The organism is Maritalea porphyrae, assembly GCF_027213965.1.
GTDB classification, from domain to species: domain Bacteria; phylum Pseudomonadota; class Alphaproteobacteria; order Rhizobiales; family Devosiaceae; genus Maritalea; species Maritalea porphyrae_A.
This window is the reverse complement of record NZ_JAPWGX010000001.1, coordinates 807,970-822,922: the sequence shown is the minus strand read 5'-3', so window position 1 is coordinate 822,922 and position 14,953 is coordinate 807,970. Positions and strand designations below refer to the sequence as shown.

Genomic DNA, 14,953 nt, shown 5'->3' with positions numbered 1-14,953 from the left:
GCTCAAAACCGTTGAATTGCGTTGATTTGGGTCAATTGGAGCAAGGTGTTCTAAACCGCCAAAACATCAGGTAAATGGTGGATGGCATAACGTTCGCCACCTTTGCTCATCAAATCCGTCAACACATCCGCAGAACTTGGCACACCATAATAAAAGCCTTGAATTTCGTCACAGGCACATTCTTCTAAGAACTCACGTTGCTGGTCAGTTTCAACGCCTTCCGCAATGGTCGAGATATTCAAGCTTTGCGCCAATGAGATAATGCCGCGCACGATGCGTTGATCGCTGGCGCTCCAGTTCACATCTTTGATGAACGAGCGATCAAGCTTGATCCGGTCAATTTCAAACCGGCGTAGATAGCCAAGTGAAGAATAGCCTGTTCCAAAATCATCCAATGCAACACGGGCGCCAAGCTCTCTAATCGCATCCAGCGTCGCCTTTGTTTGGTCGGAATTATTCAAAAACAAGTTCTCTGTCACCTCAAGTTCCAGCATGTCGGGAGAAATACTATGCGTGCGACAGGCATTCGCTATGTAATCGACCAGCTTGTGGTCGTCGAATTGTCGAGACGACAAATTGACCGAAATGCGGAACGACTTATCAAATGAGCGGTTTAGTTTGGCTGTCTCAAGGCAAGCACGGTCCAAGACCTGTTTGCCCAGCTCATTTATCAGGCCCGTTTGTTCCGCGATTTGGATAAAGAGGTCGGGGCGAATGGCACCAAATTCGGGGTGTTGCCAGCGCGCGAGTGCTTCAAAGCCAACAAGCTGCTCGCCCTGAACAACAACTTGGGGTTGAAACGCAACGCCAAGTGATCCTTCGTTAACAGCCTTGCGCAAATCTTGTTCCAACTTGTGTCGATAAGCGGCTTCCTCGGCCATTTTATCTTCGAACTGCATGATGGTCTGGGTGGTTGATTTTTTGGCCCGATAGAGCGCAATATCGGCAGACTTATAGGCTTCAGCAATCGGTGTGGTGCTGTTTTCAATCATGAATATGCCAAAAGAGCAGCCAACAAAGACCTCACAGGATCCCAGTTTGATTTTTGCCGCAAGCGTACGTTCTATGTCTTCACAAATCTGCTTTGCGCCCGCCGCATCAATTTCTGTCGATATGATGCAAATGCCAAATTCATCCCCCCCAAGTCGGGAAACCAAAGTCCTGCCATCCATACGTTGCTTCAACCGTTCTGCAACAATTTGCAAAAGCAAATCACCCGCCGCATGCCCGTAGCAATCGTTAACGTTCTTAAACCCATCTAAATCCAAAACGATAAAGGCCGCTTTCAGATCTCCGCTTTCAGCAAGTCTGACTTCTATTTGTTTTACAAAAGCAGTGCGATTAAGGGTTCCGGTTAAAACATCATGGTTTGCCATATGCTGAAGATCCGCGGTGCGTTCTTCAACCCGCAGTTCAAGTTCGTCACGGGCGCGCAGAAGTTCAATTTCGGTGGTTTTTTTGTCGGTAATGTCCTGCAATGTGCCTGCATATTCAACAGGTGTGCCATCATTTCCCATCAAAGGTTCCGCAATTTCGCGCACATGTCGTTCAACCCCATCGCTCAACAAAATGCGATATTCAATGTCGTAACCGCCAAAGCCGATTTCGCCTTTTCGATTGTCAACTTCGCGAACCAGTTGGCGATCATCGGGGTGAATGATCTTATCGGCGCGGTTCTGCATGGTTGAAAATGCTTGGGTAAATGAAACACCCAAGATATTCGCAAATTGCTCAGAACATGAAATCAAACATTTATCGCGCACAGACCAACGCCAATTGCCTAGCTGTGCCATTTGTTGGGCTTGTGCCAAAGCTTCTTCAGCCATCGACTTCTCGGTGGTTTCAAAGGCTAAGCAGCCAAGACCGACCGGGTTGCCCTGTTCATCATTAACCACAAAACGGTTCTCTTCGTGCACCTCAAGTGCGCCAGATTCGTCACACGGCACAACCCGTTGCAACAATCCGTCGTTCATTACTTTGCGGTCCATAATCCGAACACGTTCTGCGCGGTCAGCACCAAAAACATCCTCAGGCGTGCGCTCAACAAGCTCAGCCTTGGTGCGCCCCATAGTGTTGGCGAAGTGCTTGTTTACATATCGGTATTGACTGTCTTTGTCCTTGAACCAAAGATCGAATTTGCCGTGCTCATCCAATGCGCGCAGCCATGACTCATACATGGCACATTTTTCGCGCAACGCCTGCAAATCTTCTTTTTTGCCTATTTTCATTTTGTTCCCCGTAATGGAGGAATAAAAGCAAATCCAAATGAGCGCTTTGTTAAATGGCGCCGTTAGATTGAAGGGATGGTTAAAAGAGTGAAAACCAAACCATCATGAGCATGACAGACCGTTGAAAGCAGCAGCCATTTTGAAATGCTCCTCCACAGCGCGCGCAATAGTTGCGACAATGGCGGGTTGATAAGTGAACAGCGAGTTGAATTGCTGCAAAAAGCTGGAACCAATTGGCCGTTCTAGCCAAGCGTATCATTTCTAAAGCTGCCCAGAAGGCGCACAAATTGGGTTCGTGTAGAGCATTGGGTTTTGCTCAAAATCGTCTTTGTGTGGAACTTAATCGTTTCGCTTGAGCGGTCGATCTTCTCCGCTATCTCGGCGTTCGTCAGGCCCTGACTTAGCAACCTAGCAACTTTGGTTTCAGCGGGGGAAAGGCGAAAGCAGGTCGCAACAGTATTGAAGTCAAAATCGAGTGGCTTGCTCGTGTCTTGACTGAAGACTATTGCGCCCGCATGCGATATTGTGCCCAGTTCATCAATTTGGTGTGTCGGAGAAACCTCAATGCACAAATATCCACCCGTTTGGGTTGCCACAGCCTCTTTTCGGGGCCTTGCGCCAAATTTGCCATTATTCAAAGCATCTGCTCTTAGTTGGTCAAATTTTAGCTGATCGGCCGATGTTTTAAAGTAGAGCTTTCCATCGTTGCCAATGGCAAAAACGCCATATTGATCAGCTTGGCGCACAAATTCGACATTCTGAGCAACGGCGCTTCCAAACTCATCTAAAACGCAAACCCCAATTGTAAGCTGGTCCATGGCCAACAAAATGCCATGATGCGCTTCAGAAATCTTTTTGATCGGTCGCCCGAGGTCCAACGCTTTTGCGATATGAGGCAATAAGGTCGCCAGCTGTTCTGCTTCGTCAGGCCGAATGGGGCCCCTATGATCACCGAATTGGAGCGTGAATTGTGTCCTGTTCAAATTGTCCTTGTTGAGGAACGAAATCGCCCTGTGTCTTAGCCCGAGCTCTCGAAGGTATTTCACATTATCACGGTCCAAAAACTCAGCGTAATCTGAGTAGGTGACTTCATCGCTGAGCACTTCAACACCGTCGGAACGTGAAAGGGCCAGCTTTGCTTGTCCCCTATCATTCAATTCTTGCTCTAGGAAACTATCCACATAAGCGTCCATTCCAAATTGTGAATATGTATTTGAACTGTGTGAGAGCGTGAAAATCTCTGATGTTGGCGCCCCAACTTGATCGAAAACTGCACTGCTTTGTGCCCCAACCGCGTGCGCGCACTTGTCCAAAACATCAGGCCACAAAGATTGATCTGCAACCGTGTCATATATTTGTAAAATGAGCTCGTTTAGCGTTTTCGTTGGAATGGTTTTTCTTTCGTCTATGCACTGTTTCAAAGAGATGACGTTGCGTTTCGATTTTGGCTCAAAAAACCAGCATCTCCAAGAGAAAATGCACTTTTGCCGACCAAAGAGACTGGGCATAGCCACCCATTTGGGGGTGGTGCACACAACTGTCTAGCGCTTAGCATTCAACAGTAAATGGCAGAATGCAGCAGCCAACAGTTGTACAGATAGACATTGGGATAGTTTGGATCATGGCAATGACTTCCGTTCAGGGTCTATTGCCAGGCGAAAATGTAGATGCCGAGACGCCTATTGTCGAAGTCGATAGAAGGGACAAAAATTGCAACGCTATTTCAGCGTTAATGGTGCTGCCGGAGAGACTCGAACTCTCGACCTCCTCATTACCAATGAGGTGCTCTACCGCTGAGCTACGGCAGCACAAGCCCTGTGAGGTTTCTCAACAAAGCGCCGTGGTAGTGCCACAAGCTTTTCAGCAAAGCAAGAGGGTTCTGGACCTGAACCCCAAAAATGTGCAAAAAAGCAGTTCCGCTGATCGGCGATCGTTTCAGCATTGATCTGCACAACACAGCAACTTATAGCCATATCCATGAATGAAAAACGTGAAAACACCGTCGAGACAAAACGCAAAGCCCGTGAAGAGCGGCTGACCCAGCAGTTGCGCGCCAATTTGCGCCGCCGAAAACAGCAAGTTAAAGCGCGCACTGACGCGGACAAGAATGCGCCCAAGCAGGATTGACCGCTGGACGGCGGACTTCAAATCACCTCTATATAGACCCAATTGGGCCCTCAATTGACCAAATTCTCAATCAAACATTCATCGCACTGGTAATTTGTGAGAGATCGCTATAATTAACGGCGAGCGACACGCGCCTTTTAAAGGAAAAAACATGGATCGAATTCGTATTGTTGGTGGTAATGAGCTTCGTGGAGAATTGCCAATATCGGGCGCAAAAAATGCCGCACTTCCGCTGATGATTGCGAGTTTGCTGACCAAAGAGCCGTTGACATTGAACAATGTGCCGCGTTTGGCTGACGTTAAACAGCTCGAGCGTATTCTGGAAAATCATGGTGTTGATTTGGCGGTACAAGGTCGCCGCCGTGGTGAAGATGAAATGCGCGGGCAACGGATCACGTTTTCAGCAGCAGACATTGTTGACACTTGCGCCCCGTACGAATTGGTTGCCACCATGCGCGCCAGTTTTTGGGTAATTGGCGCCTTGTTGGCCCGCGAAGGGGTGGCCCGCGTGTCCATGCCTGGCGGTTGCGCCATTGGCACACGTCCTGTGGATTTTTACATCGATGGGCTGCAGCAATTGGGTGCCGAGATTGAAATTGACGGCGGCTATGTTAATGCCAAAGCCCCCGGCGGTCGCCTAAAGGGCGGGTTGGTGAAACTGCCACGCATTTCAGTGGGTACAACCCATGTGATTATGATGGCGGCAACTCTAGCCGAAGGCACAACAACCATTGAAAACGCAGCGATGGAGCCCGAAGTGGTCAACCTCGCTGAATGTTTGGTGGCAATGGGCGCAAAAATTTCTGGCATTGGCACACGTACGCTAACGGTAGAAGGCGTTGAGCAACTGCACGGCGCAACCGTAGATGTGATCCCTGATCGCATTGAAACCGGCACATATGCGATGGCTGTTGCCATGACGGGTGGCGATGTTTTGCTCAAAGGCGCAAATGCTGACCATTTGGACGCAGCGCTTAAAGTGCTCGAGCAAACCGGCACCACGGTGACACGCGAAAAAGATGGCCTGCGCATCACTAAAAACGGCACGGCCATTCACGCCATCGACGCTGAGATTTCTGAATATCCGGGTTTCCCAACAGACTTGCAGGCGCAATATATGGCGCTGATGACCCGTGCCGACGGTACCGCCACAGTGCGCGAAACCATTTTCGAAAACCGCTTTATGCATGTGGCCGAATTGATGCGCTTTGGCGCAGATATTAGTGTTGACGGACAAAAAGCCCATGTGAAGGGCGTGCGAGAACTCAAAGGCGCTCAAGTCATGGCAACAGATTTGCGGGCTTCAGTTTCCTTAGTAATCGCAGGACTTGCGGCAAAGGGCGAAACAATTGTTAACCGCATTTACCATCTGGACCGTGGATTTGAGCGTTTGGAAGACAAATTGAGCCGCTGTGGCGCGCAAATCGAGCGGATTAGCGGTTAGCATAGTCAAAAAGCGCAGGCCTTTTTCATCCCGCTACACTTGTGAACTGCGCAGACGCGCATTAGGTAGTCAGGTGAACAGAATGGCCCACGCCCTGAATAGGAAGTTGTTGATCTATGACCGATCTCAAATTGCTCGCCTTAGATAGTGAAGATTTGGAAGTAATCTCTGCGCATACCCAAGACGCGGTTATCCGCGTGGGTGAAATGGGTTATGTGGCGGATGATCAACGCTTTGCCTTTTTGATGAACCGGTTTGCTTGGGAAGCAGATAGCAAGCGCGGCAAAGGCCAGCGCAAACGCGCTGCGATCCATTTTGATCGAGTGACCCAAGTCAAAGTGTCTGGGATTGATCTGGACGCAAAAGATGGCGTGTTGGAACTGCTTACGATGACCTTTGAGATTGCTGACGAGCCTTCGGGCGTTGTGCTTTTAGCCTTTGCTGGTGGTGGTTCAATCAAACTCAGCGTTGAGTGCCTTGAAGCGCGCATGCAAGATTTGGGTGCCGCTTGGGGGGCAAAAGGCACCCCGCAACACGATCTAACAAACTAAAAGAGTAGCGCAAATATGCCGGTAAGACTGGAACAGGCCGCAGCTGATTTTGAACAACAGTTTGCTGTGCTTTTGGGCGCAAAACGCGAAACCTCGATTGAGGTGGGTGACGCGGTTGAGAAAATCATCAATGACGTGCGTATGCGCAAAGATGCAGCCCTTGTCGATCTAACCCAAAAATTTGATCAACTAAATCTAAAAGAAACTGGCATTGCTTTTACCCAAGATGAAATTGACGCCGCCTACAATGAGACCTCAAGTGCTCTCATTGGCGCGCTCAACCATGCCTACAAACGCATAACCGCCTATCACGCGCGCCAGTTGCCAAAGGACGAATTGTACACCGATGAAGCCGGTGTAACTCTGGGTTCAAAATGGAACGCGGTCGATGCTGTTGGCATTTACGTGCCGGGCGGCTTGGCCAGCTATCCCTCATCCGTTTTGATGAACACGGCGCCTGCACGGGTAGCAGGGGTAGAGCGTATCGCCATGGTGGTGCCAACGCCGAACGGTGTGGTCAATCCAACTGTTCTGGCCGCTGCAAAGATTGCCGGCGTAACAGAAATATACCGGGTAGGGGGCGCACAAGCCATTGCAGCGCTTGCATTTGGCACGGAGACCATCAAGCCGGTCAATAAAATTGTTGGCCCGGGCAATGCCTATGTAGCGGCAGCAAAACGCCAGGTCTTTGGCACAGTGGGCATCGATATGATCGCGGGTCCATCTGAAGTTTTGGTGATCGCGGATAGTTCCGCAAACCCTGCATGGATTGCCGCTGATTTGTTGGCGCAAGCCGAACATGACAAGTCGGCACAATCAATTCTGATCACGCCTGATGCGGCACTGGCCGACGCGGTAGAAAAAGAAGTTGAGCGCCAACTAGCCATATTGCCCAAGAAGCATCTGGCTGGCCCATCATGGGAAGATTTTGGCGCGGTGATTGTGGTCAAAGACATTGATGCAGCACTTGATTTGTCCAACCGCATGGCGCCCGAGCATTTAGAACTAGCGGTTGATGACCCCCAATCATTGGTCGCAAAAGTGCGCCACGCTGGGGCAATTTTCCTTGGCCATCACACACCAGAAGCCATCGGCGATTATATCGGAGGCACAAATCACGTGCTGCCCACCGCCCGCTCTGCGCGCTATGCTTCAGGGCTGAATGTGCTTGATTTTATCAAGCGGATATCGATCCTTGGGTGTACGCCATCTTCACTTAGTGCGTTGGCACCAGATGCGGTTGCATTGGCAGAGGCCGAGGATTTGCAAGCCCATGGCCGTTCAGTTTCTATTAGGCTTAATCGCTAATTCGATCGACCTGTTTATTCTTGCAATAACCCAACTCTGTTATGCTGCTTAGTGAGTGGATAACAAAGGTGGTTTTTCAATAATGGCAGATGCAACCCGCGGCGCAGAAGACTATTTAGCAGAAGTTCAACAGCTGGAAGACTTGCTTTCACGTCAACTAAGCGAGGTTGAAGGTGAGGGGGTTTTGGCTGAGCTAAAGCGCAACGATTTCCGCGCAGCACATGAAGTCTTGGTTGAAGACGGGCCGGTGCGCACACTTGATGACAATGACACTGAAGCAACAGGTGTGTTACAAGGATTTACCACACGCGCCCGAAAATTTGCCCAGCAAGCCGTGTTCAATCAGCAGGCGCTGGCCCAATTTATGGTTGAAGAACAAAAGGCCACGAAAAGCTATCGGGCGTTTGTATTGGCACTTTTGGGATTGATTGTCGTCTTGCTTTGCGCTTTGCTGCTTAGATAAAGTCGGCACATCTCGATTCACTTTTTTGAGGCCTAATGGATATCGCACATCCTGACACGGATAAGCTGGTCACGGTCACACTCGATCCAGAAACAATCATTTCGATTGATCCGGACGAAGTGCATGAGCGCCGCATTGCCGTTTTTGATCTGGTTGAAGAGAACCAGTTTGCCCCCATTACCTCCATTTCAGAAGCGCATGGACCTTACGCTTTACACGTGTCGATCCGCGGAAACCATTTGGGCTTGGATGTGCGTAACCCCACGACCAACGAACCCATCGCTGCCCATTTTTTGTCTTTAACCCCGTTCCGTCATCTCATTCGCGACTATTTTCGTATTCGAGAAAGCTATTACGATGCGATCAAAAGCGCGCAGCCCTATCAAATAGAAACCGTGGATATGGCCCGTAGGGGGCTGCACAATCAGGCTGCAGAATTGTTGCGCCACCGTTTAGATGGCAAGTTGGAAATGGATGAGAACACAGCGCGACGCTTGTTCACCCTCATTTGTGCGGTGCAGCCCTACGCCGATCAGCGCGCTGACACCAAATCGGATATGCCAACGGTTTTGTTTGTGTGCTCGATGAATTCAGTGCGCTCGCCAATGGCCGCGGCATTGGCCCGTCGGGCCTTTCCAACGCGCATAATTGCCCGCTCGGCGGGAGTGCGTTCTGGCAAAGTTGATAATTTTGTCCATGAGGTCATGGAAGAAATTGGCGTTGATATGTCGGTGCACACCCCACATACGATGGACGAGTTGGTGGCCAATTCGTTTGATTTGATTGTCACCTTGTCCGACGAGGCACCAGAAGCTGTTGACGCACGCAATTATGAAGTTGGCAAGCGCTTGCATTGGCAGGTTGATGATCCAACTTTGATCGATGGAAATCGAGCCCAAAAACTAGATGCATATCGTGCCTTGCGCGAAGACCTAAACAACCGTATTAACACCGAGCTGCAATCGCTGGTGACAAATGGTTCACAAATCGTTTGAATTTGTATAGGTTGCCGCCAATTCAAGCGCTGTTGCGCTTGAAGGTGCTTATCAGGAGATAGAATGGCCAAAGAAGAAATGCTCGAATTTCCGGGCGTCGTACAGGAATTGTTGCCAAACGCGACATTCCGCGTGAAGCTCGAAAATGAACACGAAATCATCGCCCACACTGCGGGCCGCATGCGCAAAAACCGTATCCGTGTTTTGGCAGGCGATAAGGTGCTTGTTGAAATGACACCTTACGATCTTACCAAAGGCCGGATCACCTACCGCTTCAAGTAAGCGGTGCGTGCCCGAACATGAGCGATAAAACATAATGGTCGCAGCTCGTCCCGAACTCATTCTCGCCTCTGCATCACCGCGCCGCTTGGCGCTGTTGAACCAGATTGGTGTTGAGCCGGATCATCTGATCCCCGCGGACGTGGACGAAACTCCCTTAAAAAACGAGATACCGCGCAAGCTTGCCGCGCGCTTGGCGCACACCAAGGCGCTGGCAGCGCAGCACAAGGCGCGCCAAACCGGTATTGGCGACAATGCGCTGGTTTTGGGTGGTGACACCGTTGTGGCGGTGGGTCGGCGCATTTTGCCAAAGGCAGAAATGCTAGACGATGCAGCCGCTTCGTTGCGCCTGCTGAGTGGTCGTTCGCACCGCGTTTTCACCTCGATTTGCTTGCTCAACCCAGCAGGCGGCGCCAAACGCCGCGTGGTGGAAACCCGCATTCGGTTCAAGCGCCTTTCCAATGCTGAAATTGACGCTTATCTGGCCAGCGGCGAATGGGAAGATAAAGCTGGCGCTTACGCCATTCAAGGCATAGCGGGTGCATTTGTCATCAAGTTGCAAGGCTCGTTCCACGCGGTTATGGGCTTGCCCCTATATGAGACGGTGCAGCTTTTGCGCAGCGAAAACTATCCCATCGAGTTCAACTGGCTCAATTCCACATCAGGAATTTAAGATGAGCGACACCTCTAACCGTTCCAATATTACCGGCTTGCGCCCATCAAAACCCTGTGTGATGTGCGAAAAGCCAAGTGTACGTGCGTTCCATCCATTTTGCTCGAAACGCTGTGCGGATCTTGATCTGGGCAAGTGGCTGAACGGTTCCTACGCCATTCCCGTGGTCGAAGAAGATGGTGCTCAGCTTGACAATTATGACGACGAATTCGACGATTGAGTGATCGAAAACTGTCGCTAACACGCTGAAAATCGGTGCGTTTTTCTATTAGAGCGGGAAACTTTCAATATAAGTGATATTTTTTGTCTTTGACCGCTAGACAATATCAATTTCTCACCCTATAAACCCGCCACAGCATGTATGAATTGGTTGAACAAACGTTCCTGATTCACTACAGGATGCCCGGGTAGCTCAGGGGTAGAGCAGCGGATTGAAAATCCGCGTGTCGGTGGTTCAAATCCGCCCCCGGGCACCATCTTTTCAAAAACACAGTTCATTGGTATTCCGTCTTCTGGCTGCGCCAATATTGTGCTGCGCGCATGGTTGCGAAATCTCCGACGCTTAGCCGTGATTTAAATTGTCGCATGGTTTGAAGACCGATTTTTCACATTTCGATTTGCTCTTGCATGTCATCCACGCCAAACTGGTTTGAACAATTGGTCAAATCGGGAGTGGTTATATGACGTTCAATGCAATGGTGGTTCGTAAGGACGATGAGGGAAAAACATCGGCCAAGATCGAACAGCTCGAAATTGATCAGCTACCCGAAGGTGATGTGACCGTTGCTGTTGAGTATTCAACACTGAATTACAAAGATGGATTGTGCTTGGGCCCAGGCGGAGGTTTGGTCCGCAATTATCCTCATGTGCCCGGTATTGATTTTGCGGGCACCGTCGAAACATCCAGCGACGATCGTTATAAACCGGGTGACAAAGTTGTTTTGACCGGATGGAACGTAGGTGAGAACTGGTGGGGCGGCTACGCACAAAAGGCGCGGGTAAAAGCGGATTGGTTGGTGCCGCTGCCTAAAGGATTGAGCACCAAAGATGCCATGGCCGTGGGCACCGCCGGCTTTACCGCTATGTTGGCGACAATTGCGTTGGAAGATCATGGGTTGTCACCGGACAAAGGTCCCGTTCTGGTTACCGGCGCTGCCGGCGGTGTTGGTTCGGTCGCCACGGCGATTCTTTCTAACCTTGGCTACGAAGTGGCTGCGGTTACAGGCCGGCCAGAGACGGCTGACTATTTGAAATCGCTCGGGGCGACAACCATCGTGCCCCGCGATGAGCTGAACGAAACAACCAAGCGTCCGCTGGAAAAGGAAACTTGGGCCGGGTGCATTGACGCAGTCGGTGGCTCGATGCTGGCGCGTTTGCTCGGACAAATGCAATATGGCGCATCAGTTGCCGCCGTTGGTCTTGCAGGCGGTGCACAACTGCCCGCAACCGTGATACCGTTCCTTTTGCGGGGGGTGAACTTGCTGGGCATTGACTCAGTGCGCCGCCCTTATGAGGATCGTGTGCGCGCATGGCAACGTGTGGCCAACGATTTACCGATGGAAAAATTGAATGCCATGGTGGAGCCTGCTGCACTTGCCGATTTGCCCGACTTAGGCAAAGCGATCCTTGCTGGGGAAGTGCGTGGCCGCGTCGTTGTGGATGTAAACGCCTAATGCGCAATTTGACCAGATCTATGCGCTTGCCAGAATTTTAAGCGCTAGTATAGCGGTATATAAGCGACGTCTTGCGCCCACGGCGTTAAAAAGCTACCAACGGCCTCAGCATATTTCCGTTGGACCGATATAAAACCAAATGATGACAATTACGCCCATAGTTTTGCTGTCCCTGTGCAGTTTTATTGCGGCGTTTGGTTTGACGTATCTATTGTTCCGGTTGGCGCCAAAATTGCAATTGTTGCAGCATGCGAACGCCCGGTCGTCCCATAGCAAACCAACCGCCACCGGAGGCGGCGTTTCATTTGCCTTCATCGGGTTGATGGTCGGGTTTGCGTTTTGCTTCATGCAGCCAAAAATGCTGCCCTATATGTTGTTTGCTGCGCTGCTGACAATTGTGGGGTTGCTAGATGACTTGTTTGAGGTGCGTGCACTTTGGCGCTTCGCAATCCAGTTCTTGTCAACAATTGTACTGTTTTGGTCAGTCGGGACCATTGATTTTACCGTCAGTTTGCTCGGCCCCGGCCTTTTCTTTTTTGCACTGCTCGGTTGCCTCTTAGCTGCGATTTGGTGGCTAAATCTGGTCAATTTTATGGATGGAATTGATGGTTTGGTTGCGACACAATCTGCCGCAATCATGTTTTGCGCGGTGTTGCTTGGCTCTATAGCTGTTGGCACACCAATGGGCATTTTCGAGCTTTGGGGCGTCATTGTAGCCAGTGCCATCTTAGGTTTCTTAATGCTCAATTTCCCACCTGCTCGGATATTTATGGGTGATGCGGGCAGCTATTTTATTGCGGCTGCCATGTTGGCCATGTTTCTTTTTTCAAGTTTTCAAACACCGCATGTGATTGTGGCGTGGTTACTTCTCGCTGCCCCTCTGGTTTGTGACGCAACTGGAACCCTTGTTGTTCGCTTCTTGCAGCGCGAGAAATGGTATGCGCCGCATCGCCAGCATCTCTATCAAAAACTGAGCAGGCGTTGGTCTAGCCATCGTTTGGCCACGCTAACCTATTTAGCCGCAACGCTCTTCATCATGCTACCTTTGGCCGTGCTGAGCATCCTTTTGCCAGAGGTTGCGGTAATATTGCTGCTTGTGACTTATAGTGTTGGGATGGCATTTGTTATTATTCTGGGGGCAGGTCGCCCCGAACACGCGTAACTATGGTCCATTTTGCCAGCGTGCTCTAAAGTGCGCAACAAAACAAATGGGCGCAAAACAAAGAGTTTTGGGGAAAATCAGTTAATGAGACAATGGCTGCGTAAATTTGCGATGGCGATGCCAAGGGCGCAAAAAAGGCTCATCTTCTTGTGTTTTGATTTCATAACGCTGTTGGGCATTGTTTGGCTTAGCTATTCCTTGCGCCTTGGGCAATTGTTTGAGCCAAGTCTCAAGCAGCTCATGGTGATGGTTGCCGCCCCTATTGTTGCAATACCGATCTTCATTCGACTTGGCATCTATCGAGCGGTTATTCGCTATCTTCCAGACCGTGCAATTTGGACGATTCTTTTTGCAGTTGGCATTGCCACAGTGGCTTGGGTTTTCATCGCATTCGCCACTGAAATGACAGGTGGCGATGGTGTGCCCCGTTCTGTGCCAATTCTTTATTTCGCTTTTTCAGTTTTGGTGATTGGCGGCAGCAGGTTTTTGGCCAAAGCAATTGTAGTTGGGTCCAGTGGTTCCAGCTTGAGCAAAGACGCCGTGTTGATCTATGGGGCTGGGGACGCCGGTTCGCAATTGTGCTCAGCAATGATTGCTCAAGGCCACAGATATGTGGCGGGATTTGTTGACGATGACAAAACGATTTGGGGAACCGAGGTTGTGGGGGTGCGTGTGCATAGCCCCGAGCGCATCGATAGTTTGATTTCCGACTACGGTGTTAAGGAAATCATTCTATCCATTCCAACCCTTTCGGCAAACAAACGTCGTGAGATTGTTGACGGGCTTTCAAAACACAATGTCAAAATCCGAACGCTGCCCTTGCTGTCGGACTTGGTCGAAGGCAAATATCTGATCAATCAGATCCGGGTTATTGACATTGATGAACTGCTTGGACGCTCTTCCGTTCCCGCTCAGCCTGACCTCTTAGAGAGCGCGCTGCAAGACAAAACGGTGCTGATAACGGGTGCCGGCGGATCAATTGGTGCGGAGTTATGTAAACTTGCCATCAAATGGAAACCCAAAAAGATCGTGCTTTTTGAAGCAAACGAATTTGCATTGTACACCATCCAACAAACCCTGTTGGAGCGTGGCTATAAAGATATCGTTTCGGTGCTTTCCTCGATTGAAAATCGCTCCACCTTGCGCGAAGTAATTGAAAAAAATGACGTTGAAGTAGTGTTTCATGCCGCCGCGCATAAGCATGTGCCACTACTAGAAGAAAATGTGATCGAAGGCGTGCGCAATAATGTGATGGGCACACGCGCCGTGGCAGAAGTTGCGGCAGAAGAGGGGGTTGAGCGGGTCATCTTGATTTCTTCTGACAAGGCGGTCCGGCCAACGAATGTCATGGGGGCGACCAAACGTTGGGCAGAGGAAATCATCCGCCATCAGTCCAACCTGGCCGAAGAGCGAGGAACAGGACAGGTTTTTGCCTCAGTTCGGTTTGGCAACGTTTTGGGTTCAAACGGCTCCGTTGTTCCAAAGTTCAAGGCTCAAATTGAGCGGGGCGGCCCCATCACGCTTACCGACCCGGCAATGACCCGATATTTTATGTCTATTCATGAAGCGGCAGAATTGATTGTGCAGGCAAGTTCATTGGCCACAGGTGGCGACATATTCGTGCTTGAGATGGGCAAACCAGTGCCCATAACGGAACTGGCGCGCAACATGGTTCAACTGGCAGGGCTCAGCGTGCGCGATGGAGCAAACCCAAATGGCGATATTGAAATTGTCCAAACGGGCATTCGTCCCGGAGAGAAGCTTTTTGAAGAGCTTTTTTATGACGAAGGCTCAGTGAGTGTGACATCTCATTCCAAAATCATGCGTGCGAAAACCAAAAGCCAAAACTCGAGCAATAAATTGCCCGCAGAACTGGAAAAGCTGGAGGCGGTGCTGGCGAAAAAAGATGAGGACGCCGTGCGCAAAATCTTATTTGGATTCGTTGAAAATCGTACAGACTAAAAGCGCTTTAGGGCGCGGGTGCGATTTTGTTGAGCAAAACAGCTGATTTGCAGGAAAAATTGAACGGTTGGTCGATAATCCTTTGACA

14 protein-coding genes and 2 tRNA genes are annotated in these 14,953 nt (G+C 50.2%); 13 read left to right on the top strand and 3 right to left on the bottom strand.

Features of this window, described 5'->3' with window-relative positions; genetic code table 11:
* Nucleotides 1-50: 50 nt before the first annotated feature.
* The 3 genes from O4H47_RS04255 to O4H47_RS04245 all read right to left on the bottom strand — a co-directional run bounded on the left by O4H47_RS04255 (nucleotide 51) and on the right by O4H47_RS04245 (nucleotide 4,036).
* Nucleotides 51-2,228 carry an EAL and GGDEF domain-containing protein gene (locus tag O4H47_RS04255; RefSeq protein WP_269392694.1) on the bottom strand — a complete coding sequence of 726 codons (2,178 nt, stop codon included), beginning with the start codon at nucleotides 2,226-2,228 and terminating at the stop codon, nucleotides 51-53.
* A 242-nt stretch (nucleotides 2,229-2,470) separates the two neighbouring features.
* Nucleotides 2,471-3,409, bottom strand: coding sequence for a helix-turn-helix transcriptional regulator (locus O4H47_RS04250; RefSeq protein ID WP_269392693.1), 939 nt, complete (start codon nucleotides 3,407-3,409; stop codon nucleotides 2,471-2,473).
* A gap of 552 nt (nucleotides 3,410-3,961) precedes the next feature.
* A tRNA-Thr gene (locus O4H47_RS04245) sits at nucleotides 3,962-4,036 on the bottom strand.
* Nucleotides 4,037-4,205: 169 nt separating this feature from the next.
* Between O4H47_RS04245 and O4H47_RS04240 the strand changes: the two genes are divergently transcribed.
* The 13 genes from O4H47_RS04240 (at nucleotide 4,206) to O4H47_RS04175 (ending at nucleotide 14,865) form a co-directional block, all read left to right on the top strand.
* Nucleotides 4,206-4,355, top strand: coding sequence for a hypothetical protein (locus O4H47_RS04240; RefSeq protein WP_269392692.1), 150 nt, complete (start codon nucleotides 4,206-4,208; stop codon nucleotides 4,353-4,355).
* Between the two features lie 151 nt (nucleotides 4,356-4,506).
* Nucleotides 4,507-5,799, top strand: a complete 1,293-nt coding sequence (gene murA, locus O4H47_RS04235; protein ID WP_269392691.1) for a UDP-N-acetylglucosamine 1-carboxyvinyltransferase — start codon at nucleotides 4,507-4,509, stop codon at nucleotides 5,797-5,799.
* 116 nt (nucleotides 5,800-5,915) lie between these two features.
* Nucleotides 5,916-6,350: a DUF2948 family protein gene (locus O4H47_RS04230; RefSeq protein ID WP_269392690.1), complete on the top strand. Its 435-nt coding sequence runs from the start codon at nucleotides 5,916-5,918 to the stop codon at nucleotides 6,348-6,350.
* A gap of 15 nt (nucleotides 6,351-6,365) precedes the next feature.
* Nucleotides 6,366-7,658, top strand: a complete 1,293-nt coding sequence (gene hisD / locus O4H47_RS04225) for a histidinol dehydrogenase (RefSeq protein WP_269392689.1) — start codon at nucleotides 6,366-6,368, stop codon at nucleotides 7,656-7,658.
* Nucleotides 7,659-7,740: 82 nt separating this feature from the next.
* Nucleotides 7,741-8,121, top strand: coding sequence for a hypothetical protein (locus tag O4H47_RS04220; protein ID WP_269392688.1), 381 nt, complete (start codon nucleotides 7,741-7,743; stop codon nucleotides 8,119-8,121).
* A gap of 35 nt (nucleotides 8,122-8,156) precedes the next feature.
* Nucleotides 8,157-9,116: a UPF0262 family protein gene (locus O4H47_RS18125; RefSeq protein ID WP_331283664.1), complete on the top strand. Its 960-nt coding sequence runs from the start codon at nucleotides 8,157-8,159 to the stop codon at nucleotides 9,114-9,116.
* Between the two features lie 63 nt (nucleotides 9,117-9,179).
* Nucleotides 9,180-9,398 (top strand): translation initiation factor IF-1, encoded by a 219-nt coding sequence (gene infA, locus O4H47_RS04205; protein WP_269392687.1) that lies wholly within the window; start codon nucleotides 9,180-9,182, stop codon nucleotides 9,396-9,398.
* A gap of 34 nt (nucleotides 9,399-9,432) precedes the next feature.
* Entirely contained in the window at nucleotides 9,433-10,068 is a 636-nt protein-coding gene (locus O4H47_RS04200) for a Maf family nucleotide pyrophosphatase (RefSeq protein ID WP_269392686.1), read from the top strand.
* A 1-nt stretch (nucleotide 10,069) separates the two neighbouring features.
* Nucleotides 10,070-10,288 (top strand): DNA gyrase inhibitor YacG, encoded by a 219-nt coding sequence (locus tag O4H47_RS04195; RefSeq protein WP_269392685.1) that lies wholly within the window; start codon nucleotides 10,070-10,072, stop codon nucleotides 10,286-10,288.
* Between the two features lie 181 nt (nucleotides 10,289-10,469).
* Nucleotides 10,470-10,544 (top strand) — tRNA-Phe (locus tag O4H47_RS04190).
* Nucleotides 10,545-10,748: 204 nt separating this feature from the next.
* Entirely contained in the window at nucleotides 10,749-11,741 is a 993-nt protein-coding gene (locus tag O4H47_RS04185) for an MDR family oxidoreductase (protein ID WP_269392684.1), read from the top strand.
* 232 nt (nucleotides 11,742-11,973) lie between these two features.
* Nucleotides 11,974-12,903 (top strand): MraY family glycosyltransferase, encoded by a 930-nt coding sequence (locus O4H47_RS04180; RefSeq protein WP_269392683.1) that lies wholly within the window; start codon nucleotides 11,974-11,976, stop codon nucleotides 12,901-12,903.
* A gap of 84 nt (nucleotides 12,904-12,987) precedes the next feature.
* Entirely contained in the window at nucleotides 12,988-14,865 is a 1,878-nt protein-coding gene (locus tag O4H47_RS04175) for a polysaccharide biosynthesis protein (RefSeq protein WP_269392682.1), read from the top strand.
* Nucleotides 14,866-14,953: the final 88 nt, after the last annotated feature.